Origin of the sequence: Cobetia sp. 1CM21F (assembly GCF_023161745.1) — a bacterium.
In the GTDB taxonomy this organism is placed as follows: domain Bacteria; phylum Pseudomonadota; class Gammaproteobacteria; order Pseudomonadales; family Halomonadaceae; genus Cobetia; species Cobetia amphilecti.
In genome coordinates this window covers 937,217-960,750 of the sequence record NZ_JALNTQ010000001.1, presented here as the reverse complement: position 1 = coordinate 960,750, position 23,534 = coordinate 937,217, and the positions used below count along the sequence as shown (strand labels likewise).

The window sequence follows — 23,534 nt, the reverse complement described above, 5'->3', positions numbered from 1 at the left end:
CACGGCGACGCCCATGCCAGCATCCTCTTCGTGCGACAGCACCCTCGACTCCCGCCAGCACAGTGTGCATGGCACTCGCGACGCGGATGGGGCACGCACACGCCTGGCCGTCTTCATTGATGTGCAGAACATCTACTACACCACCCGCGACACCTTCGGTCGGCAGTTCGATTATCGCCGCCTGTGGGCAGAGCTCGAGCGCCTCGGCTCGATCCAGCATGCCTACGCCTACGCGATCGACCGTGGCGACCCCAAGCAGCAGCAATTCCAGCAGCGCCTGCGCGAGATAGGCTTTGAGGTCAAACTCAAGCCCTTCATCCAGCGCGGCGACGGCTCGGCCAAGGGCGACTGGGATGTCGGCATCACCATCGACGTGATGGAAGCCGTCCCCGAGGTCGATGAAATCATCCTCGCCTCCGGCGATGGCGACTTCGCCCTGCTGCTGGACCATGTCGCCACCCGCCACGCCATCACCACCCGCGTCTATGGCGTCGAAGCCCTCACCGCCCTCGCCCTGATGAAAAGCGCCCATCACTTTCGCGAAGTCGATGAAAGCCTGCTGATGCGCTGATACCGATCGATCGCGTCTCAACCGCGCTCGAATCCTGTCTGTCGCACAAGAAACACCCGCACGGCCTCTACTGACAGAGAGGTGTGCGGGTGTTTTCGTCTGGGCTACCAGCGGCCTGCCAGGCATTCAGGCTTCGCCGCGAACTTGCCGACTAGCTCTGTGGTGCGGCACTCAGCGTCAATTCGATGGCGTCGTGGCGCCAGTGTTCATCATCGCAGTCCACCGCGCGGCCATTCTGATCGAAGTTGATGCGGGTGATGCGCTGCGCGGGGCTGCCCTGCGCAGCGTTCAGTGCGGCGGCGGCCTCAGCGTCAAACACCGTGGAGGCCAGCTCGAAGCTGACGCGGCTGACACGAATGGCGTATTCGTGCCGGTAGAGGTCGGTCAGGGAGTGGGCAGCGAGGTCGAAATCGAGGATGCCCGGGAAGCAGTCACGTCGCAGGTGATGGCAGACATGCAGCACGCGCCGCCCGTCGATACGCCGCACGCGAGTGATGCGATAGACCACTGAGCCCTCCGCAATCCCCAGTCGCCGCGCGATCACCGCGTTGGCAGCGACCTCTCCTGCCGCCAGTACCTCGGTGCTGGCCACCCGCTGCTGTGACTCGACCATGTCGCGAAATGGCAGGCACGCCAGCAAGTCATAGCGCAGCCGTGGCGGCGAGACGAACCAGCCCCGCCGATTCTCGCGATAGATACGCCCCTCCGCCTCCAGCTGCAGCAAGGTGTCGCGCAGCGTGACCCGCGTCGTGGCAAAGCGTTCGATCATCTCGCGCTCGGAAGGCAGGCGCTGTGAAGCGCGCAGCGGCGCTGCCTCAAGATGGTTCAGCAGCCTGCTCTTGAGCCCTGCCACGGGGACATCCGCGTCAGGAGTTGCCGATGAAGCGGCGTCACTCTGGGGCTCAAGCGAAGATGAAGGCATGCGAAGTTCCTGAAAGATAACGAAAGACAGCAATTTCTGGCGAGTCACTTGCATGACATCCAGGGCGTCCAGGATGGAAAGGGTCAGAGCGAAGCGATTTCTGTGGTCTAGTTCAGATGACCCACAAAGCTCAGTGCGACTTTTCAAGACACGCTTGTCGAGACACGCATGAGGAGAATAGTGGCATTGGCGTGACAACTCGGTGACAGCGCAGCTCTGGCTGCCACGCCAGCTCAGCCATCACGCGCTGACTCATGCCTTGTCCGCCCATGGCTGTGGAAGATAGCGAGGACTGAAGCCCGCGGCAAGGCACGAAGAAGGCACGAAGAAGGTATGAAGGAGGCAGAGGCAGAGCCGCCACCCCATGCCATGACAACGACATGTTGACGACACGCAACTGTCACAGGCGAGCGCTAGAGTCGATCGTGCCTTTCGAACTGAACTAGACCACACAGTCTCGGTTGTCTCGGCACTTGCCTGAGCACTTGGCAGAGCACTGGTCTGATCAATGATCCGAGAACTGGCCTGAGCACCCGGACGTGCTCTCAGCGTGTCGACAGGGTGCCTGATGCCCGTCACGCCTTACCTTCAGCGCAGCGATTGTTCATCACCTACTGGGGAAATCTCCTTGAAGTCGATTGCCACTACCTCATCCCGCTCCACCGGCCTGCTGGTTTCCACCTGCATGGCCGCCCTGTTGGGCAGTGCCTCTGTCAGTGCCGCCGACATGCCGGCTGACCTTCTCGAGGCCGCTCAGTCCGAAGGCCGTGTCGATAGCGTCGGCATGCCGGACAGCTGGGCCAACTGGAAGGACACCTGGGCAGACCTCGAGTCGAAGTATTCCATCGCGCATAGCGATACCGACATGAGCTCCGCCGAGGAAGTCGCCAAGTTCAAGGCCGAGGGTGAGAACGCCACCGCCGATATCGGTGACGTGGGCTTCGCCTTCGGACCGATCGCGGTGCAGCAAGGCGTGACCCAGGCCTACAAGACCACGACCTGGGAGCAGATCCCGGAGTGGGCCAAAGACAAGGATGGCCACTGGGTACTGGGCTACACCGGCACCATTTCCTTCATGATCAACAAGACGCTGGTCAGTGAAGATGAGCGCCCGACCTCCTTCGCCGATCTCGCCGAAGGTGACTACAAGGTGTCCGTCGGCGCCGTCGGCAAGGCGTCCCAGGCCAACAACGCCATTCTGGCCGCTGCCTTCGCCAATGGCGGCAAGGAATCCGACCTGACACCGGGCCTGGAAGTCTTCGCGGAACTGGCGCGCCAGGGCCGTCTGTCACTGGCAGAGCCGAGCATCGCCAACCTGGAGAAAGGCGAAGTCGAAGTCGCCCTGCTGTGGGACTTCAATGCCCTGAACTATCGCGATCAGATCAACCGCGACACCTTCGAGGTCGTCATTCCGTCTGATGCCTCCGTCACCTCCGGCTACGCCACCATCATCAACAAGCATGCCGCGCACCCGAATGCCGCCAAGCTGGCCCGTGAGTACATCCTCTCCGACGCCGGTCAGCTGAATCTGGCCAAGGGCTATGCCCGTCCGATCCGCGCCGAGCACCTCACCCTGCCCGAGGATATCGCCGCCAAGCTGCTGCCCAACGAGCAGTATGCCAATGCTCGTCCGGTCCAGGACTTCGCGGGCTGGGAAGCCAGTGCCAAGCAGCTGCCGCGCCAGTGGCAGTCCCAGGTACTGATCCACCAGCAGTGATCCCCGGCCTCTGCTTCACGCGAGCAGAGCGCGCACCATCCTGACAGACGGCATCGCCTTTGCGGTGCCGTCTTGAGCTTCACGGAGTCACCATGTCTCAGCGTGTCATTCTTGTCGTGCTCGACGGCCTCAACCACGCCGTGGGTCACCATGCCATGGGCTATCTGAGTGCCCTGGTCGAGGCCGGCCGTGGCCAGTATCAATCACTGGACTGCGAGCTGCCGGCCATGTCGCGCCCGCTCTATGAATGCCTGCTGACCGGCGACCTGCCTGTCGACTCAGGTATCGTCAACAACGGTATCGTGCGCCGCTCACGCGGCATCAGCCTGTTCGACCTTGCCAGCCAGCAGGGCAAGCGCACGGCTGCCGCCGCCTATCATTGGGTCAGCGAACTCTATGTCGCGGCCCCCTTCGTGCCGGCCCGCCATCGCTGGCTCGACAACCCGGAATCCGCCATCCAGGCGGGCATCTTCTACTGGCAGGATCATTATCCGGATGACCATCTGTTCAGTGACGCCGAAATGCTGCGCCTGCGTCACGCCCCGGATTTCCTGCTGGTGCATAGCATGAACATCGACGATGCCGGCCATCGTCATGGCGGCGACACGCCGCAGTACCGCAACGCCGCGCGGCATGCCGACGTCGCCCTGGCCGACTACCTGCCGGCATGGCTGGAAGCCGGCTATCAGGTGATGGTCACCGCCGATCACGGCATGAATGCCGACCGCTCACACTCCGGCCTGCTGGAAGAGGAGCGTCGCGTCCCGCTGTGGACCTTCGGCACCGCCTTCGCCAACGGCGCCGCGACGGATCTCAAGCAACGCGAGCTCTGCGGCACCCTGGCCACACTGCTGGGACTTGAACACAGCAAGGCGAGCAATCCGTCGCTGCTGGCGAGTCATGCTGTCACGCGAGGCCTCGAGTGATGCCTGCCGCCTTGAAGCGCCGCCTGACCAGCCCCGTCATGTGGCTGCTGCCGTTTGCGCTGATCTTCGGCGCCTTCCAGATCGCGCCGCTGGTGTGGGTGATGATCAGCGCCTTCAAGACCCCAACGGGCTGGGGGCTGGCCAACTTTCACGAGATCGCCTCCTCGGCCTTCTTCCGCCAGGCCATCTGGCGCAGTCTCGAGATCTCCTTCATGTCCAGCGTGCTGGGACTGGCGATCGCCGCCGTGACCTGTCACAGCATGCACCGCTGCGGCCCGCGCCTGACGCGCATGATGATCGCCTTCACCAACATGACCAGCAACTTCGCCGGTGTCCCGCTGGCCTTCGCCTTCATCATCCTGATGGGCGCCAACGGCATGCTGACCCTGATGCTGGAGCGCTTCGGTCTGCTTGAGAACTTCAATCTCTACTCGCGCACCGGCCTGATCGTCATCTACACCTGGTTCCAGATTCCGCTGGGCATCCTGTTGCTGTATCCCGCCTTCAGCACCCTGAAGACGGAGTGGCGTGAAGCCGCCAGCCTGCTGGGCGCCAATCGCCTCGCCTACTGGCAGCACATCGGCCTGCCGGTGCTGTGGCCGTCACTGGCAGGCACGCTCACCGTACTCTTCGCCAATGCCATGGGCGCCTACGCCACTGTCTATGCGCTGGTGAACACCAGCTACAACCTGATGACCATCCGCATCGCCAATCTGGTCTCCGGCGACCTGTTCCTGCAGCCGGAACTGGCCAGTGCACTGGCCCTGGTGCTGGTCGTCATTCTCGTCATCGTCACGCTGATTCAGCAATGGCTCATGCGCAGGAGCTACCATGTCACTTCCCGCTGAACTGCCCTATCGCCACGGCAAGCCCTTGCTGCCCAGCCTGATGGCGCGCCTGCGCCGCGTGAACATCTACACCTTCATCGTCACCAGCGTCTTCGCGCTGCTGGCACTGCCGCTGATCGCGACGCTGTTCTACGCCCTGGCGACACGCTGGGGAGCCAGCCTGACCCCCGACGCCCTGACCGTGAAATGGTTTCTGGAGCTCTGGACCACACCGCGTTTTCTGGCGGCTTTCGGGCGCTCGCTGCTGGTCGCCGTCGGTGCGCTGGCGCTGTCGTTGTTGCTGATCGTGCCGGTGGTGTTTCTCGCCCACACACGCTATCCGCGCCTGGATAGCGTGATGAATGGGCTGATCCTGTTGCCCTTCGCCGTGCCGCCCATCGTGTCATCGGTCGGCCTGCTGCAGCTCTACGCGGGTGGCCCGCTGGCCATCGTCGGCACGCCGTGGATCCTGATCCCCACCTACTTCACCATCGTGCTGCCCTTCATGTACCGCGCTCTGGCCAACAGCCTGCGCGCACTGGACGTGGCGTCCCTGATGGAGGCCGCTCAACTGCTGGGGGCGAGTCCGCTCAAGGCGTTCTTCCTGGTCGTGCTGCCCAATATTCGCGTCGGCATCCAGATTGCCGTCTTCCTGGCCTTCTCGTTCCTGGCCGGCGAATTCGTGTTCGCCAACATGCTGGTCGGCACCCGCTTCGAGACCCTGCAGGTCTATCTGAACAATATCCGCGGCGCCAGCGGCCACTTCACCAGCGCCCTGGTCATCACCCTGTTCGTGTTCACCCTGATCCTGACCTGGCTCGGCAATCGTCAGCCCGCCGAGCAGGAGATGCCCGCAGATGACCCCGACGAGGCGCTGGCCACCGCCATGACCGACGGCTTGCCCGGGCCGGTGCCGAGCGCCGACCCCGAGCCGCGCCACACCACTCACCAGTCGCCAGACTCCGCACCCCGAGGGGACCGCTGATGCTTGCCATCGACACCGCCACCACATTCGATAGCCAGAGCGCCGGCGGCCTTCTGACCAGCGCCCTGCGCGAACGCGCCGCCGACCAGCACTACCTCAAGCTCAATGGCCTGGCCAAGAGCTTCGGCAAGACTCAGGTATTCGCCGAGATAGAGGCCGAGATCGCGCGCGGGGAATTCATCACCCTGCTCGGCCCCTCCGGCTGCGGCAAGTCGACCCTGCTGCGCGCCATTGCCGGGCTCAATGATGTCGATGCCGGCCAGATCATCGTCGATGGTCACGACATCACGTCGCTGCCGCCGCAGCGTCGCGGCATCGGCATGGTCTTCCAGCACTATGCGCTGTTCCCCAACATGCGCGTGGCGGACAACGTGGCCTTCGGACTGCGTATGAAGAAGGTGCGCCCGGAAGAACGCGAGCGGCGTGTCAGCGAGGTGCTCAGACTGGTGGAGCTGACCGATCAGGCGCAGCGCTTCCCGCATCAATTGTCCGGCGGCCAGCGTCAGCGTGTGGCACTGGCACGCGCGCTGGTGGTCGAGCCGCAGATCCTGTTGCTGGATGAGCCGCTGTCGGCACTGGATGCGCGTATCCGCCGCCATCTGCGTGATCAGATCCGTGACATCCAGAAGAGCCTCGGCCTGACCACCCTGTTCGTGACCCACGATCAGGAAGAGGCACTGCTGCTGTCGGACCGCATCTTCCTGATGCATCAGGGGCGCATCCTGCAACAGGGCAATGCCGAGTCGCTGTATACCCGGCCGGTGGATGCCACGGCGGCAGGCTTCATGGGGCATTACAATCTGATCGGTCGCGAGCTGGCGCGCCCGCTGCTCGGCTACGAGAGTGACAGCCCGCGCGTGGCACTGCGTCCGGAAGCGCTGTATCTGCAACCGGATACCAGCCCTCAGGGACAGCAGGATGAATATGCCAACTTCCCGACCCAACCCTTGCCGGACAATGCCGGCCCCGGCTGCCCGGGCGTGATTCGCCGCCACCAGCTGCTCGGCAATATCGTGCGCTACGAGGTGGACTGTCAGGGACTGCGCCTGAATGTCGATGTCCTCAATCGCAGTGCTCGGCAGCTACTGCCGCGCCATCTGCGCGTGATGCTGCACGCCGATCTGGATGAGGTTCAGGCGCTGGGCGGGCACGAGACCGCTGACACGTCGCAGGTGTCCCATGGATGACATCACAGGGCTTGCCATCTTCGATCTCGACGACACCTTGCTCGAGGGCGATGCCACGGGGCTTTGGACCGACTGGTTGATCGCAAGGGGCTGGATCGCCGATGGCGAGGAATATCGCGCGATCTGGGCACAACAGATGCTGGACTACGCGGCCGGTGAGCTGGACATGGAGACCCACCTGACCCACCTGCTCGCCCCGCTGGCGGGTCGCGCCGTCAGTGAGGTCGATGCCGAGGTGGCACGCTTTCTCGATGCCGAGCTGATGCCGCGCCTGTATCGTGAGGGGCTGGAGCGAATCCACTGGCACCGCGCGCAGAACCATCAGGTCGTGATCATCTCGGCCTCGACGGCGCATCTGGTCGCCCCTCTCGCCGAGCGCCTGGCGCTGGACGCGGCCCTGGCCACGGCCCTTGAGACCGAGCAAGGCTGCTACAACGGGCGAGCCCGTGGCATTCGCACCTTCCGCGAGGGCAAGCTCGCGGCACTCAAGGCATGGCAACAGCAACACGCCAGCCACAGCACTGGAGTGCCCAGCTGGGGCTATTCGGATTCACGCAATGATCTGGCCTTGCTGGAATTCGTCGATCACCCCTTCGCCGTCCACCCGGACCCGACCCTTGCCAGCCTGGCGCAACAGCGCGCCTGGCAGACACTACGTTGGCAATGAAGGAAACCGGGTTGGCAATGAGGGAAGCCAGGCTGGCAGCAAGAGACGCTGGCAACAAGAAACGCTGGACTGGGATCGAGAGACGGGAATCGAGAGTCCCTGCGCTGGAATTGAGAGAAAGTGCATAACAGGCGACGCTGGGCGTAAAAAAAGGCACTCTATGCCAGAAATGCAAGCATAAAGGAAGCCATGCAATGGCCAAGGTCAGGGTCAGTCGGACCGCACGTGTACCCGATCCCATGCGCGTCAGGCGCTATCTGAAAGCCCCCGAAGTCGGCCCACGCGTGCTGTTCTTCAGTGGCGGTACCGCGCTGACCGGGGTCTCGCGCACCCTGACCCGCTATACCCACCACAGCATCCATCTGGTGACGCCGTTCGACTCCGGTGGCAGCTCGGCCAAACTGCGCGACGCCTTCTCGATGCCCGCCATCGGCGATCTGCGTTCACGCCTGATGGCGCTGGCCGATGACAGCGTCCTGGGCCATCCCGATATCTATCGCCTGTTTACCCACCGCCTGCCGCGTGAAGCGCGCCCGGAGATGCTGCACGCCACGCTGCGCGAGCTGGCAGCCGGACGTCATCCATTGACCATGGCGGTCGCGGAACCGATGCGCACCCTGATCTGCCATCAGCTGGGCTTTCTCATCGACGCCATGCCGGAAGGCTTCGATCTGCGCGGCGCCAGCATCGGCAATCTGATCATTGCCGGCGGCTATCTGAACCATCACCAGCAGCTGGATCAGATCATCTTCCTGTTCTCCAAGCTGGTACACGTGCGCGGCACGGTGCGCGCCGTGGTCAATGCCGATTGCCATCTAGCGGTGACGCTGGAAGATGGTCGCGAGATCATCGGCCAGCACCGCATCACCGGCAAGGAAGTCGCCCCTCTCGATTCGCCCATCGCGCGCATGCGCCTGGCCGCGACAGAGGGCGACCACCATGTGCCCGTGGTGCCGGAGCTGCACGCCAACAATCGCCAGTTGATCGAGTCGGCCGAGCTGATCTGCTTCCCTCCCGGCAGCTTCTATTCCAGCGTGCTCGCCAATCTGCTGCCCAAGGGCGTCGGACGCGCGGTGCTGGCCAACCCCTGCCCCAAGGTCTATATCCCCAACTGCTGCCCGGACCCGGAGCAGACCGGCAAGCGCATGGATGAGCTGGTCAGCGTATTGCTCGACACCCTGTGTGCCGACCTGACCGGTCGCATGGAAGACTGCCCCACCGAGAACCTGCTCAACATCGTGCTCCTCGATAGCCAGCGCGGTGACTACCCCGGCGGCCCCTGCATCGAGGCGCTCGAGCGCATGGGCATCACCGTGATCGACACCCGCCTGATCAGCGAGCAGAGCGCGCCCTACTACGACAACGAGCTGCTGGTCACCGCGCTGCTGTCACTGGTGTGACACCGACCGCGAGCTGCTCGGCATGAGTTGCTCTGCCTGAAGTTGCTATGCATGAACTGCTCTGCAGAAAAAGCACGCCCCCGCCTGCCAACAGCAGACGGGGGCGTTCTTTTGCCAGATACGACGTCGGGACCTAGATCACGCCACGCACCGCGCCGAGAATCACCATCCCCAGCACCAGCTTCCAGGGTGCCAGCGAGAAACGTGTCAGAGCGATGAAGGCGGCCAGCGCGATCACCAGATCCGTGCGGCTCAGCACACTGGTGGTCCACAGCGGGTCATAGAGCGCCATGCCCAGCACGCCCACCACGGCCGCATTGGCGCCGGCGAGCGCAGCGCGCGCCCCGGCACGGGCGCGCAGACGCCCCCACAAAGGCGCCACACCGATCAGCAGCAGAATCCCCGGCAGGAAGATGCTCAACAGCGCAATGACGGCACCGAGCAATGCCGAACCGCCGCCCACCTGCGCCATGCCGGCCCCCAGCCAGGCGGCAAAGGTAAACAGCGGCCCCGGCACCGCCTGGGCGGCGCCATAGCCGGTGAGGAAGGTATCGGCCGCGATCTGGCCCGTCTCGACGGTGGAGGCCTCCAGCAGCGGCAGCACCACATGCCCACCCCCGAACACCAGCGCCCCGGCACGGTAGAAGATATCGACCAGGCTGCCGGAGGCCACCAGCGGCAGGCCGATCAACAGCACGAAGAACGCGATCAGGCAGTAGCGCGCCAGGCGCGTCGAGACCGGCAGTGACAGCCCCGCGGCCTGGGCTTGCTGGCGCACGGATGCCGCCTTGTCATCACGACACAGCAGGCTGCCGAGCACTGCTCCCATCGCGATCACCCCGACCTGCGCCCAGGCGACCTGCGTCCAGGCGCTCTGTGCCAGCGCCAGGCCCAGCATGGCCAACAGCGCCAGACAGGTACGCCGCAAGTCCGGGCACAGCTTGCGTGCCATGCCCCAGATCGCCTGGGCGACGACGGCCACCGCCACCAGCTTCAAGCCATGGATCACCCCGGAGGCCAGCGGCCCTTCGAGGCTGCCCGCCACCAGTGCCAATACCAGCAACGCCAGCGCAGACGGCAAGGTGAAGCCGATCCACGCCAGTATCCCGCCCATCACGCCACCGCCACGCACCATGCCCAGCGCGAAACCGACCTGGCTGCTGGCCGGCCCCGGCAGAAACTGACAGAGCGCGACCAGCTCGGCGTAGGCCTTGTCACTCAACCAGCCTCGCCTGCGTACCAGCTCATCGTGGAAGTATCCCAGGTGAGCAATCGGGCCGCCGAAGCTGGTCAGCCCCAAGGTGAAGAAGGTGCGCAGCACTTCACTGCGCCGCGCCTTGTCGCTCGCAAGCGGGGCATCAGGCGTCGCAGGGTCGCGCTCACGCCTTGCAGTTTCATCCGGATGTGACATGACGTTTCTCTTGGAGCGGAAAGGAAAGGATAACGACCAGAAATCCAGCGAGGGGCTTAGCAAGAGCTATACGAAAGAATTTTCACTTGCTGACGCTACGGTGACATCAGGTGAATGCGCAATGACCTGATTCTCGTCACTTGCATCACCCACCAGACTATCGCCGCCAGATGACAGGAAGCCCGCCCCATGGTTGGGACGGGCTTCCTGCATGAGGGCTTCCTGCATAAGGGCTTAGGCGTCAGGTGCCCGGCGAAGGCTTCAGTTGGCCGACGTCTCCTGAGTGGAGGCATGCTGCGTGTCCGAGGGCAACGCGATGGCCATCACGGCACTCGCCGCCACCAGTGCCGCCGACCACCACAGGCAGGCCTCCAGACCATAAGCCTGATAGAGCCAACCGGACAGCAACGTGCCCAGCAGGCGGCCCATGGCGTTGGCCATGTAATAGAAGCCGACATCCATCGACACGCCTTCACTGCGCGCGAAGCGCACGATCAAGTAGCTGTGCCAGCTGGAATTGACGGCGAAGATGACGCCGAACACCAGCAGACCGATGATCAGCCACTCGAGGGGTGCCAGCCCCAGCAGGATGGCCGCACTGCTGTCGCCGCCCAGCTCGGCGTCCAGCGACATGCTCGCCATCAGCGCGGGCAACAGCGCCAGCACACCGGCCAGCAGCACGGTCATCCAGCGCACGCCCGCATCACCGCTCAAGCGACGCGCGATCGGCCCGGTAATGTGCGGGGCCTGGGTCTGCACCCCGCCGTAACCGATCACCCACGCGGCCATCAGGATACCGACTGTCCAGAAGTTCCAGCCATGTACCTCGGCCAGATAGACCGGCAAGGCGACCACGAACCAGACATCGCGTGCCGCGAACAGGCACATGCGCGCCGCTGACAGCACATTGACCGCCCGCGAGGTCGAGAACATCTCACGAAACGCCGGCTTGCGGCTGGCCTTGCTCTGCCCCAGCGATGCCGAGAGCTTGCGCAGGGACAGCACCAGCACCACGGCCAGCATGAGCCACATGGCCAATACCGTGCCCTGGAAGCCGATGAGGCTGAGCGCCGCGCCACCGAGGAAGAAGCCCAGACCCTTGAGGGCATTCTTGGAGCCGGTCAGCAGCGCGACCCAGCGATACAGTGAGCTCTGCGACTGCGCCGCCTGCTGCCCCTTCGGCACCAGCACCTTGATGGCGCTCTTGGCGCTCATCTTGTTGAGGTCCTTGGCGATGCCCGACAGCGCCTGGGCGATCATCACCCAGACCACCGTCAGCATGGGCTCCGGTACCAACAGCATGCCGAGCGCCACCAGCTGCATCGCAAGCCCCGCATTCATGGTGCGATTGAGGCCGAGCCGCGCCCCCAGCCAGCCGCCGACCAGGTTGGTGACGACACCGAAGGCTTCGTAGAACAGGAACAGCAGCGCGATGTCCAGCGCAGAATAGCCCAGTGAATGGAAATGCAGCACCACCAGCATGCGCAGTGCGCCATCCGTCAGCGTGAAGGCCCAGTAATTCCCCGTCACCAGCAGGTACTGGCGCACCTCATGGGGCAGCTCTCGCAGGCGGGCAAGCATTTCAGCGCTCCTGTGTGCTGGCGTCGGCCAGACCACCCAGGCCCACTTTCAGCGCCAACTCTGCGGTGCGGTTGGCATAGCCCCACTCGTTGTCATACCAGGCGTACAGCTTGAGCTGGGTGCCCGCGACGACCATGGTCGAGGGCGCATCGATGATGCTGGAGCGGGAATCGGTACGGAAATCGATCGACACCAGCGGACGTGTCTCGTAGCCCAGCACGCCGGCCAGTTCACCTTCCGCCGCGCTCTGCAGCGCCTGATTGACCTCATCCACCGTCACTTCGCGGTTGAGCTCGAACACCATGTCGGTCAGGGAGGCATTGGCCAGCGGCACGCGAATGGCGTGGCCGTTCAAGCGGCCTTCCAGCTCCGGGAAGATGGCGCTGATCGCCTTGGCGGAACCGGTGGTCGTCGGAATCAGGCTCATGCCGCAGGCCCGCGCACGGCGCAGGTCCTTGTGCGGCGCATCCAGAATCGTCTGGGTATTGGTGATGTCGTGCACGGTGGTCATGGAGCCATGACGAATGCCGAACTGCTCCTGAATCACCTTGATCACCGGTGCCAGGCAGTTGGTGGTGCAGCTGGCAGCCGTCACGATGCGATGCTCATCGGCGTTGTAGAGGTGGTCGTTGACGCCCATGACGATGTTGAGCACGCCCTCTTCCTTGACCGGCGCGGAGACCACGACCCGCGCGACGCCCTGCTCGAGATAGGCGTTCAGCACCTCGGTGCTCTTCTTCTTGCCGGAGGCCTCGATCACCACATCGCAGCCCGACCAGTCGGTGTCACCGATCTCACGCTGGCTGGAGAATGCCGTGCGCTGACCATCGAGGGTGATGGAATCCGCGTCGCTGGTGATACCGGCGCCCGGCGACCACTGGCCATGCACGGAATCGAATTCCAGCAGATGGGCGAAGGTCGCGGCATCGCCACCCGGGTCATTGATGCGCACCACGTCCAGCGCGATATCCTCGCGCAGCTTCCACAGCGCGCGCAGTGCGAGACGACCGATGCGCCCGAAGCCGTTGATACCGACGCGCAGGGCCGGCATGCCCTCCGGCACGCTGATGGACGAGGAATAGGACGGAGCGCTATGAGCAGGACACATGGGCATTTCCTTGAGAGTGTTCGAAAAGATTCGGCTAACGTTCTACGGCCTGTGCGCTCAGCAGCAGCGCACAGGGCGGTTGGGCATCGTCTCCAGCCACGCCACCCAGCGCGACACCTCGCGGGCGTTGGCCTGACAGAGAGTCGCGAGTATCTGATGGCACCAGGCCGGCAGGTCAGGTGCCAGGCGGTAGTGCACCCACTGGCCACGCCGCTGACTGGTCAGCAGGCCAGCATCTCTCAGCTGGGCGAGATGCCGCGAGACCTTGGGTTGGGAGATGGGCATGGCGCGCTGCTCCAGCAGCCAGATAAGCTCACAGACACACAACTCTTCCATCTGGGCCAACAGCTGCACGACGGTCAGGCGAGTGTCCTCGGCAAGGCACTTGAAGACCTGCAACGGTGTCAGGCAGGCCGCCATGTCTCCCACTCCATCAATAACGTCATTGGTTGACGGTTTCATGGCGATGTCCTCGCGTATGCCTGAGCCATCTTGCTCCTCTCTCGATTCCCCCACCCGATTCCCTCTCCCGATTCCCTCTCCCGACCCCCTCTTACCGGCACCTGACGCATGGCAAGGCAGGTTGCCTGCCAGCCGGCTGAAGCGCGGTGACATACGAAATATCATATATGTGTTTTTCCATATATCAAGTGACACATGCATGACAGTTGGATGACAGCCGGCGCGGGAATCGATGGCAGCGATGGAGAGCGAATGGAGGTTGAATGGAGGGCGAATGAAGCGCGATCAGAGTGTCGCTTGGCTCGGTGTACCAGCGGGTAGGCGGTCACACCATCGCCACTGTTGCGCAAACGGCACGCATATGTTGCCTGGCCTCAAAAGCGAATGCGCTTGCGAACAAAAGTCGAGCAGCGTTAGTGTGTGCCCATCAAGCACACCAAGTGCCCTTTTGAATCACGCATCCCTCGTGATGCACAGGAGAGACAAATGGCGGATTTCGCACAAGTCGTCGATAGCAACTACACCCAGGAAGTCATCGAGAGCGAGCAGCCGGTACTGGTCAAGTTCTGGGCACCGTGGTGCGGCCCGTGCAAGATGCTCGACCCGATCGTCGAATCCATCGCCGAAGAACAGGGTGATGCCCTCAAGGTCGTCGCCATCAATGTCGATGATGCACCGGACCTCGCCGCCCAGAATGGCGTCCGCGGCCTGCCGACCATCGCGCTGTTCAAGTCCGGCGAGAAGCTCGAAGCCCTGACCGGTGTCCAGCCGAAGGAAAACTTCGACGCCATGATCGCGCGTCACGCCTGATCGAATCGGCCGCTGGCCGCAAGGCACTGACGCTGCAATGAAAAACGCCCTCCATGAGGGCGTTTTTTTTGGTCTGCACGGTGCTTTAGGTTACTCTATGCCCATGATTTTTCAGGCAATTATCGTCATCGAGAAATCCCTGCCTTCAAGATATCGCTCATCGCGACAGTAACACCAGCATTACCACGACAAGGAAACATTGATGCCTGACCCCGTCCGTTCGACCCGACATCTGGGCATGGTCGCCCTGCTTACCGGCCTGCTGACGGGCTGCGCCAACGGCCATACGACCCTGCCGGCCACCACCTCAGCGCTCAAGGCCGGGCCTGCCTACGGTGAAATGCGCTCTGTCGCCGTCATGCAGATTCGCCCCGGCAATGTGGCGGTGACGCCCAATGGGCAGGTCTTCGCCACCATCCACCCGATGGATGGGGATCACGACGTGCAGCTGGTCGAGATCACCGGTCAGAACAGCTACCGCGCCTGGCCCTCCCCCCGCCTTGCAGACGCATGCCGGCCGCTACAGCGACGCCACCATCGATTCCCCGCTGGGCATCTATCAGGATGGCCAGGGCGGTCTGTGGATCACCGACATGGGGCTGCATCTGGGCAAGACCCGCCTGTGGGGCTTCGATATTGCCTCGGGCAAGCTGATCACCAAGCTGACTTTGCCTGAGAATATCGCCCCCGAGGGCAGCTTCGTGCAGGACCTGGCAGTGGACCGCAGCCGTGGCGTGGCCTATCTGGCAGACATCGCCAATCCGGGCTTGATCACCGTCGACCTGGAGAGCGGCGTGGCCACCCGCTTCAGCGAGCACCCGGCGCTTGAGGCAGAACCCGGCGCCACGCTCAAGATCGATGGCAAGGACGTCCAGTTCAATGGCAAGCCTGCCAAGGTCGGCGTCGACCCGATCACCCTGTCCGGCGATGGCGAGACGGTCTTCTTCGGCGCCATGACCGGCCACAGCTGGTACAGCGTACCGGCCAGACTGCTGCGCGAAGGCGCCGATCACGCCACCATCGCCGCTGCCATCACCCGCGTCGGCGACAAGCCCGTTTCCGATGGCGCGGATACCGCCGGTGGCACCCACTACTTCACCAACCTCAATCAGCATGGGCTGGATGTGCTGGGCGCCGATGGCAAACTGACGCCGCTGGTGCGCGATGAGCGTCTCGACTGGCCGGATGGCGTGCGTATGGCAGCCGACGGCTGGCTCTATGTCACCGTCAATCAGCTCGACAGCACGCCGCCCTTCAATGACGGCAAGGACAGCGGCCAGGCGCCGTACCGTATCTTCAAGGTCTGGCCCGTCGACAATTGAGTCGATAATTGAGTCGACAATAGAGAGGTCGGTCGCGCCGGCCCTCTGAACGACAACGCCCGCATTCCTGATAAAGGAATGCGGGCGTTGTCTTTCTGCAAGGCACCACATCAATCGGGCTGTCGGAATATCACGAACTCGTGCTCACATTGCGGGCAATGCCCCGAGTAGACCGCCCCGGACTTGCTAAGGCGTACGCTGTGATTCTCGCAGGCCGGACAGCCCTGCTTGAGTGATGTATTGGCGTTGCAGACCTGACATTTGACGTAATAGCCGTAGGGGCCATAACGCCCCAGCAGTGCATCTTTTTCCTGACATTTCTGGCACTGGACACGCACTTGCGGTGGCGCTTGCGTGGTGGCGGAAGCCTTCAGGCGTGCGGTGATTCTGTCGAGATGCTCGCTCAACTGGGGCGAGGCCAGGCACGCTTCAGGCACTGGCGACCCGACTGGTGCCTCGGTTGGCGGCGCTGGTGTTTCGGCTCTGGTTTCAGCTTTGGGCTTAGCGACGCTCTCGGCGCTTGCCTTCGCCTCATTGACTGCCGCGGCGGCGGGGATGGCAACTGCCACTGCACTCGAATCGCCTCCCTGCCTGGCCATGGCGCGCTGCTTCTTATTATGGTGCTCCTGGTCGTCAAGCTCATGACTGCCAGGCGCATTGTCGCCAATGCCATTGCTGCCATGAGCACTGTAGCCCGCGCCATTGTTACCGAGATCTTTGTTGGCGAGGGCTTTGTTGGCGAGGGCTTTGCTGTCAGATTCGCGGAGACTACCCTCATTGACCGCCCATCGACTCGCGGCACTGTCAGCGGCGTCTGGCGTCTTCGCTGCCGGCTGCGGGCGACAACTCACCTCGCGACGGACGCTCTCGACGGCATGCGCGCGACGCGAACGGGCGTCCTGCTTGAGCAGAAACTCGCTGACACGCTCAAGCTCATCCTTGGTGAACTCCGGACGCGTATCGAACAGCAAGGCACGCTTGACCATCGAACGCGCCCCGATCAGACCACTGACCTGCTCGTGAAGAAACTCCGGCTTCACCACCTGAGCCGAGACCCCCTTGGCCATATCGTCACGGTGCACGATGGCATTGCTCGAGACGGCGCACAGCACTTTCCATTGTCGACCGGCAAAGCCGCCTTGCAGCCCCAGGGTCTTGTTCATCAAGCGAGTGCGATGCTCGATCAACAGGCGCTTGAGAATATCCTGCTGCAATTCCGCCTGACGCAGTGGTGACTTGAGCCCAGACCAATTGCCCCGATAGCTGCGCTGCCATTCACCTGCCGCATTGACCCTGACTTCACCAGTGATGCTTTTCGACTCGATGATGATGAAGCCGAAGGGATGCATGACCAGATGATCGATCTGGGCATTCTCCTCACCATGTTTCAGTCGCAGATCATTGAAGATCACGACCTCGGGGTCGTCCCCGAAGGCACGCCGTAGATGGAAGGCCACATCCTCTTCCTGGCGGTGACCATACCTGGCGCGCTCATCGTCGCCACTGTAGGCCTCTTTTTCCTTGGCTATCATCTGCTCGTCCCTGAAGCGCTGATTACATCCTTGTCAGCCCAATATATCGCTATTGCCCGTGAAATACGCCATGCAACATGCGTCAATGAACAGATTTCATCAAGATATTATAAACTTTATTTAAATCAGTCCGACTCCACTGCCATGCTTCAGGAGCGGGATAATCGTTAAAACTCTATGCCAGGACAAATCAGCGCCCCTTTATCCGCTGTTGTCAGGGCAAATCTGGGGCGCCAGACATCAGCCACTCACAGCGTCAGGCGGGTGGCGAGAAACTCGACGAAGGCGCTGATGCGCGGCGACAGCGTACTGTTGCGGTAATAGACCGCCTGGATCTGCTCGCGGGGATTGGGGCTCTGGATCTGGCCGGGCAACACTTCCACCAGAGCGCCGGTCTTGAGGTCATTGCCCAGCATGAAGCGCGAGATAAGGGCGATACCATGCCCCGCCAGGCACAGCTGACGCATGACTTCGCCACTGGTGGTCGGCAGATGAGGTGTCGTGTCAAAGCCCTGTGGAGCCCCCTTGAGCGGCCAGCGATTGAGACGACTGGGGGGCAGGAACCCCAGCAGCTGATGGGTCTGCAGCGCCGCGACACTGGACGGCACGCCATGCTCGGCCAGATAGGCGGGGCTTGCGACCAGATGCAGCGTGGAGCGCCCCAGCACCTTGGCGTGCAGCGTGGAGTCATCCAGCTCGCCGATGCGGATGGCCACATCGGTACGCTGTTCCAGCAGGTTGATGATGTCATCGGCGGCTGACAGCTCCAGCGCGATGCCGGGATAGCTGCGGGAGAATTCCGCGACCAGCGGCACCAGCTGATGCAGCACGAAGGGGCTCGCGGCATCGACACGCAGCCGGCCACTGGGCTGATCGCGCTGCTGCAACAGGGCCTCTTCGGCACTGCCGAGCAGCAACAGGCCCTCGCGCACGCGCTCGACGAAGCCGCGCCCCTCATCGGTCAGCGCCACGCTGCGTGTGGTGCGATTCAGCAGCGGCGTTTCCAGCTCACCTTCCAGGCGCTGGATGGCCCGCGATACCTTGGCCACCGGTATGTTCAATCGATTGGCGGCGGCGCTGAAGCCCCCGCTATCCACCACGGCCAGTAGCAACTCGAGGTCATCCGAACGGCTGCGCATGCTGTGCTCTCCTTGGAAGTGCAAGATGCATGGTCCCATGCATCTTTGCAGAAATCACAATAATGATGCGCATCATGATCGCTTCTGCAATATGGCTTGCCGATCAAATCACTCAGCAAAAGGATGTCGTCTAGAGCCCACCACGGCGGCGTTCGCCGGGGCGCAGCATCCTGACCCGTGCCTTGGGGGTGCGCCGCGGCAATGACGGAGGCGCCGGCGGTGTCTCCAGCTGACCCGAGGGCGAGACATCGCTGGCACCGATCGAGCCGCCCAGCGTCGTCGCGAATTCCGAGCGCTGACGAGGTCTGCCATCTGGGGTGGCGTGCACGCCCTCGCGACTCTCCCCGCCCGTGCCCGCTGCCCCCGACGGGGCCTGATCATGCCTCTGACCACTGTCTTGCGAAGCCAGCGGGGGGGGCGGAATGATCACCCAGGCAAAGGTCGGCAAGGTCAGATGCCAATAGATCGCCGGCAGGCGAATCGCCAGTATCAGCAAGATGGCAGCGCCAGTGGCCCACGCCAGGCCAACACCCGCCTCGAGAAGCGCGATATAGAGAATGCCACCCGCCAGCGATGCCGAGGCATAGATTTCCTGACGCAACACCATCGGCACACGACGTGCGAGCACATCGCGGATCATGCCACCCGCCACGCCGCTCATGGTGCCCATCAAGACAGCCACGATGCCATCCACGCCCAGCATGCGCGCCTTGTGCGCACCCAATACCGTAAACAGCGCCAACCCGAAGGCATCGGTGACCGGCAGGAAAACCCGCGTCAGACGGTGGATATAATGAAAGCCGAGCGTCGCCACCAGTACCGTCAACAGGATGACCCACAGATAGATCGGCTGCTCGACCCAGAACACCGGGCCGATTCCCAGCACGAGATCACGCAGCGTACCGCCGCCGATACCAGTCACCGCGCCCAGCACCAGCATACCGATCGGGTCCATGCGTGAACGGCACGCCACGACGACACCGGTCAGGGCAAAGATCATCACACCGGCCAGGTCGAGCCAGGTTATCCAGTTCATTCTCGTGAAGCCTCCTGCAGTGCGCTGGCGTGCGCATGAAACAATGGCGTATATGCTTGTCGCGAACCCTGATGGCCTCTTCTGCCAAGTCGTCTGCTGCGATGGCGTTTCGGTGCAGCGGCGCGATCATACTCCCTTTTGCGGCTCTTTTTGTGCCCTCGACGTCATCCGCGCCGCCTTGAGGGGCGGAGGATAATGACCCGCCTCAGGGCGTGGTCTGACCACGGCGAGCGGTCGCGCTGGGCGGCTCACCGAATCGTTGGCGATAGGCACGCGAGAAGTGCGCCAAATGCGTGAATCCGACGCCGAGGGCCGCCTGGGAGACGCTGCGACTGCTGTCGGCCAATACGCACCGCGCATGATCCAGGCGCATGCCGAGATAGCGCTGCTTGGGCGTTTCCTCGAAGTGAGCCATGAACAGGCGCGTCAACTGGCGCTGGGATTGGCCGACCAGACGGCAGATGTCGGGGATCGTCAGCACCTGGGCAAGATTGGCCTCCATCACGGCCAGCGCCTTGACCACACTGCGTGGCAGCGAATCGTCTCGAGCGCTGGCAGCAGCAGGCGTGGCCAGATGCCCGCGCTGATGCACCAGCTGCCGCCCGACGGCGTCCGCCAACGACGGCCCGTACAGAAACTCGATCCACGCCAGCATCATGTCGATACTGGCCGCGCCGCCAGACCCCGTCAGCCGCTCGCCCTGCCATTCATAGTCGGCCTGACTGATCTCGAGTTGAGGGAATTCCTCGCGAAAGGCTGGCACGCTCTCCCAGTGCAGGGCGACCCGATGACCGGCGAGCACCCCGGCGCGCGCCAGAATGAAGGGGGCGGTATCCAACCCTCCCAGCCAGGCGCCGTGGGCTGCCAGATGACGAATCACGCCACGCGCCTGGCTGCCGACGCTGACTTCCGGCCCGTAGGATGACACCACCATCAAGCGCGTCTGCGTCCCACCCTGGCCACTGGACGACGGCTCATCGACCAGAGACGACAAGGCGCCATCGACGTCGATGCGCACGCCATTGCTGGCCACGACAGCCTCGCCATCACTGGACAGCAGACGCCAGGCGAACAGCGGCCGTCCAAAGCGATTGGCGACCCTTAGCGGTTCCAGCAGGCAGAACAACGTCAACATCGAGAAGCGCGGCACCAACCAGACATTCAGCGTGTGCTCGGCGGCCCCCGGCGCCAGCAGCGGTGGTGAATCCGGGCGCGGATACGGCGCAGAGAGAGGCTCCGACGCCGTCGCCGACGCTTGAGGAGGCATGCGGGATGGCGCGGGCTGTTCAGCGACTTCTGACGCTTCAGACGCTTCAGACGCTTCAGACGGTTCTGACAATTCAGACCGTACTGAAAGCCCAGAGGATTCAGAGGGGACGGGCTGCGGTTCAGACATGAGGCAAATTTCATCAACCTGTGGCCATTTGCCTCAACCTTACCCGTGTGAGGCACTCGAGGTAAGTGGCACAGGGTTGAGACAGGTCACACTGGATGAAACATGATGCTGCACCCCGCTCAAAGGCAGGGTGCAGCATCAGGCGTTCGATCATTTCCCATCACTATCGCGAGATGCAGTTGCGATACTCAGTCGTGCTTCTCTGCTGCGGCCTCAGTCGTGATTCCCAGTGTTGATCAGCGCACCGAGTGATTCGAGGTCTCTAGGCCGCCTGAGCGAGGCAATACCTGTTCAGTCTCGCTTCCGTCTGGCTTGGGAGGCGCAACCTCCTGCTTCTGACGCGCGGATTGCAACAGGATGACACCCGCCAGAATGATCGCCATTGCCAGCAGGTCGAGCCCGCGGATGGGCTCCCCTATCAGCAGCACTCCGATGATGACGGCGACTACCGGGGGCAAATAGGTCACGCCAGAGGCCTTGATGGCGCCAAGTTCGCCGACGATGAAGTAATAAAGCACATAGGCCACGCCGGTTCCCAACACCCCGAGGCCGATTACCAGCCCGGTCAAGGCAACGCCGTCGTTGCTCAGCGCCAGGATACCCTCAAGATCGATGACGGCGAGCAGCAGCAGAGTGGCTATCCCCGTCTGATAGGTAGCCAGGGCCAGCGAGGGAATCGCCAACGGCATCACGAAGCGCTTGGCATAGACGAATGACAAGCCGACACACATCGCGCCGCCGAGCATGGCGGCCACGCCCGCCAACGAGACGTCTGCCTGCAGGCCCTGCCATGGGCGAGCAATCAGCGCGATACCGATGATGCCGAGCAAGGTGGCGGTGATCGAACGTGCATTGATCGGCTCGTTGCGCAGGAACAATGCCGCCGCCACGAAGGTGAAGAGCGGGATGGCGCCGCTGAGCATGCCCGCGACACTCGACAGCAATACCGAACTGCCATAGGCGAATGCCAGGTAGTACAGCGCCGTCGCCAGCAGGGCCATGACAACGAAGTGGTGCAGATGGCGCCAGTGCGCCCGGTGCAGAACGCCCTGGCAGGCAGCATAGAGGGCCAGGGGGATGAAGCCTGCCACGACACGCAGCAGGGTCACCTGACCCGGGGTGATCCACTCCGCCGCCCATTTCATGAACAGGAAGTTGCTGCCCCAGATGGTTCCGAGCGCCAGAAAGGCAAGATGTGCCGAGAATCGTGAGCGAGGCATGGGGTACTCCTTGTGGCGAGGATACTTGGGGAGCCAACCACATGGTGCCCTTAGCGATAGCGCCATGTGAGGTCGATAGCGCCATGTGGGGGCGATAGCGCCATGTTCGGCTGTGCTCCGCGTCGCGACAAGCGGGCATTATTTGCATTACTCTGTAGAAAATCTTCACTCTCGTGCCATTAGGCGACACACGCGGTGCGCCGGCTTCCCGCTCAGATAGCGTGCTGGCGCCGGAGGGGCATCGTCGCCCTCGGCCGGCCAAGCGCCCATGGCTCTGAGCATGACATGAGCATGAGCATGAGCATGAGCATGAGCATGAGCATGAGCATGAGCATGAGCATGAGCATGAGCATGAGCATGAGCATGGCTCTGAGCATGAGCACGCCCCTGAACGTGAGCAAGAACATGAGCAAGAACCTGAGCACGAAACTGCGCCTGGGCGCGCTGCCGGCCTTTGATGCGGCAGCGCGCCATCTCAACTTTCGCCGCGCGGCGCAAGAGCTGTCGCTCACCCAGAGCGCCGTGGCGCAGCGTGTACGCGAGCTGGAAACACAGCTTGGGATAAAGCTTTTCCATCGTCTCCCGCGTGGTCTGGCATTGACTCACGCGGGCCAGCGCTTCCATGAGCAGATCGCCCTGGCGCTGGGCAATATCGACAAGGCCGTGCGCGATGCCAGCCATGACCCCGCTGACACCACCCTGTCATTGAGCGTACCGCCCTCCTTTGCCGCCAAGTGGCTGATGCCTCGGCTGGCAAGCTTTCGCCACGCACATCCCGAATGGCAACTACGGGTACACGCGAGCGAGGGACTTTCGAATCTGCATCAGGACGGGATCGATCTCGCCATCCGCCAGGGCTATGGCCAGCATGACGCCGGACTCAAGGCGATATGGTTGACGGGGCTTGAGCGTATCGCCGTCTGCAGTCCCGGCTATCGGGAACAGCTGGGCGAACGGCTGGATAGGCTCGATATGCGCGGGTGCGTATTGATCGAGGACAGCCATCAGGGGTGGCATACCTTTGCGGCGCACTTCTCGGGGCTTGAGAAGGCCGATCGCCTCTGGGTCAATCACACCAGTCTCGCGATCGATGCCGCTCTGGCGGATCAGGGTATCGCACTGACACCGCGCCTGATGGCGGCGGAAGGCATCGCGAAGGGGCAACTGGTCACTCTGTGTGGACTGCCGGATCAGGGTCAGGGATTCTATCTGGTCTACCCCGGGGCGCGGGCGCATCAGGCAGAGCAGATCATGCTGCCGTGGCTTCGCCAGCAGCTGGGGCTGTCACACGAGACGTGAGCTCACGCCCCCTTGG

At 63.1% G+C, this 23,534-nt stretch carries 20 protein-coding genes and 1 pseudogene; 11 read left to right on the top strand and 10 right to left on the bottom strand.

Annotated elements, in window-relative coordinates:
- The first annotated feature begins 13 nt into the window (after positions 1–13).
- Positions 14–571, top strand: coding sequence for an NYN domain-containing protein (locus MSG32_RS03925; RefSeq protein ID WP_248377883.1), 558 nt, complete (start codon positions 14–16; stop codon positions 569–571).
- A gap of 151 nt (positions 572–722) precedes the next feature.
- Here the strand turns inward: MSG32_RS03925 and MSG32_RS03920 are convergent, their stop codons facing one another.
- The gene (locus tag MSG32_RS03920; RefSeq protein WP_248377881.1) at positions 723–1,493 is read right to left on the bottom strand and encodes a UTRA domain-containing protein; all 771 of its coding nucleotides are present in this window, start codon (positions 1,491–1,493) and stop codon (positions 723–725) included.
- A gap of 628 nt (positions 1,494–2,121) precedes the next feature.
- Here MSG32_RS03920 and MSG32_RS03915 point away from each other — a divergent pair.
- From MSG32_RS03915 to MSG32_RS03885, 7 genes are all read left to right on the top strand, one after another.
- Positions 2,122–3,210, top strand: a complete 1,089-nt coding sequence (locus MSG32_RS03915) for an extracellular solute-binding protein (RefSeq protein ID WP_225996643.1) — start codon at positions 2,122–2,124, stop codon at positions 3,208–3,210.
- 92 nt (positions 3,211–3,302) lie between these two features.
- On the top strand, positions 3,303–4,136 hold the full coding sequence (locus MSG32_RS03910; RefSeq protein ID WP_248377879.1) for an alkaline phosphatase family protein: 834 nt from the start codon (positions 3,303–3,305) through the stop codon (positions 4,134–4,136).
- Positions 4,136–4,984, top strand: a complete 849-nt coding sequence (locus MSG32_RS03905; RefSeq protein WP_248377870.1) for an ABC transporter permease subunit — start codon at positions 4,136–4,138, stop codon at positions 4,982–4,984. Before MSG32_RS03910 ends, MSG32_RS03905 begins: the two co-directional genes overlap by 1 nt.
- Entirely contained in the window at positions 4,968–5,948 is a 981-nt protein-coding gene (locus MSG32_RS03900; protein WP_248377868.1) for an ABC transporter permease, read from the top strand. Before MSG32_RS03905 ends, MSG32_RS03900 begins: the two co-directional genes overlap by 17 nt.
- Positions 5,948–7,135 carry an ABC transporter ATP-binding protein gene (locus MSG32_RS03895; RefSeq protein ID WP_248377866.1) on the top strand — a complete coding sequence of 396 codons (1,188 nt, stop codon included), beginning with the start codon at positions 5,948–5,950 and terminating at the stop codon, positions 7,133–7,135. The genes MSG32_RS03900 and MSG32_RS03895 overlap by 1 nt, the downstream gene beginning before the upstream one ends.
- A complete protein-coding gene (locus MSG32_RS03890) occupies positions 7,128–7,802 on the top strand; it encodes an HAD-IB family hydrolase (RefSeq protein ID WP_248377864.1) in 675 nt (224 codons plus the stop codon). The genes MSG32_RS03895 and MSG32_RS03890 overlap by 8 nt, the downstream gene beginning before the upstream one ends.
- Before the next feature lie 194 nt (positions 7,803–7,996).
- Positions 7,997–9,202 carry a GAK system CofD-like protein gene (locus tag MSG32_RS03885; RefSeq protein ID WP_248377862.1) on the top strand — a complete coding sequence of 402 codons (1,206 nt, stop codon included), beginning with the start codon at positions 7,997–7,999 and terminating at the stop codon, positions 9,200–9,202.
- Between the two features lie 133 nt (positions 9,203–9,335).
- Here MSG32_RS03885 and chrA read toward each other — a convergent pair whose 3' ends face one another.
- From chrA to MSG32_RS03865, 4 genes are all read right to left on the bottom strand, one after another.
- Entirely contained in the window at positions 9,336–10,613 is a 1,278-nt protein-coding gene (gene chrA / locus MSG32_RS03880; protein ID WP_248377860.1) for a chromate efflux transporter, read from the bottom strand.
- A gap of 261 nt (positions 10,614–10,874) precedes the next feature.
- On the bottom strand, positions 10,875–12,194 hold the full coding sequence (gene arsJ / locus MSG32_RS03875) for an organoarsenical effux MFS transporter ArsJ (protein WP_248377858.1): 1,320 nt from the start codon (positions 12,192–12,194) through the stop codon (positions 10,875–10,877).
- Position 12,195: 1 nt separating this feature from the next.
- Positions 12,196–13,245 carry an ArsJ-associated glyceraldehyde-3-phosphate dehydrogenase gene (locus MSG32_RS03870; protein WP_248378421.1) on the bottom strand — a complete coding sequence of 350 codons (1,050 nt, stop codon included), beginning with the start codon at positions 13,243–13,245 and terminating at the stop codon, positions 12,196–12,198.
- A gap of 114 nt (positions 13,246–13,359) precedes the next feature.
- Positions 13,360–13,710, bottom strand: coding sequence for a metalloregulator ArsR/SmtB family transcription factor (locus tag MSG32_RS03865; RefSeq protein ID WP_342357201.1), 351 nt, complete (start codon positions 13,708–13,710; stop codon positions 13,360–13,362).
- A gap of 540 nt (positions 13,711–14,250) precedes the next feature.
- Here MSG32_RS03865 and trxA point away from each other — a divergent pair.
- Both trxA and MSG32_RS03855 read left to right on the top strand, forming a co-directional pair.
- Positions 14,251–14,574 carry a thioredoxin gene (gene trxA, locus MSG32_RS03860; protein WP_248377856.1) on the top strand — a complete coding sequence of 108 codons (324 nt, stop codon included), beginning with the start codon at positions 14,251–14,253 and terminating at the stop codon, positions 14,572–14,574.
- Between the two features lie 500 nt (positions 14,575–15,074).
- Positions 15,075–15,896 carry a major royal jelly family protein gene (locus MSG32_RS03855; RefSeq protein WP_248377854.1) on the top strand — a complete coding sequence of 274 codons (822 nt, stop codon included), beginning with the start codon at positions 15,075–15,077 and terminating at the stop codon, positions 15,894–15,896.
- A 110-nt stretch (positions 15,897–16,006) separates the two neighbouring features.
- Here the strand turns inward: MSG32_RS03855 and MSG32_RS03850 are convergent, their stop codons facing one another.
- The 5 genes and pseudogenes from MSG32_RS03850 to MSG32_RS03830 all read right to left on the bottom strand — a co-directional run bounded on the left by MSG32_RS03850 (position 16,007) and on the right by MSG32_RS03830 (position 22,219).
- Positions 16,007–17,428: a nuclease-related domain-containing protein gene (locus MSG32_RS03850; protein WP_248377852.1), complete on the bottom strand. Its 1,422-nt coding sequence runs from the start codon at positions 17,426–17,428 to the stop codon at positions 16,007–16,009.
- A 248-nt stretch (positions 17,429–17,676) separates the two neighbouring features.
- Positions 17,677–18,567, bottom strand: a complete 891-nt coding sequence (locus tag MSG32_RS03845; RefSeq protein ID WP_107334606.1) for a LysR family transcriptional regulator — start codon at positions 18,565–18,567, stop codon at positions 17,677–17,679.
- 415 nt (positions 18,568–18,982) lie between these two features.
- Positions 18,983–19,603: pseudogene (locus MSG32_RS03840) on the bottom strand (trimeric intracellular cation channel family protein); the annotation flags it as partial.
- Positions 19,604–19,808: 205 nt separating this feature from the next.
- Positions 19,809–20,870, bottom strand: coding sequence for a helix-turn-helix domain-containing protein (locus MSG32_RS03835; protein WP_248377850.1), 1,062 nt, complete (start codon positions 20,868–20,870; stop codon positions 19,809–19,811).
- Between the two features lie 365 nt (positions 20,871–21,235).
- Positions 21,236–22,219 carry a DMT family transporter gene (locus tag MSG32_RS03830; protein WP_248377842.1) on the bottom strand — a complete coding sequence of 328 codons (984 nt, stop codon included), beginning with the start codon at positions 22,217–22,219 and terminating at the stop codon, positions 21,236–21,238.
- Between the two features lie 297 nt (positions 22,220–22,516).
- On the opposite strand from MSG32_RS03830, the gene MSG32_RS03825 reads away from it, so the two are divergent.
- Entirely contained in the window at positions 22,517–23,518 is a 1,002-nt protein-coding gene (locus MSG32_RS03825) for a LysR substrate-binding domain-containing protein (protein WP_248377840.1), read from the top strand.
- Positions 23,519–23,534 lie beyond the last annotated feature (16 nt).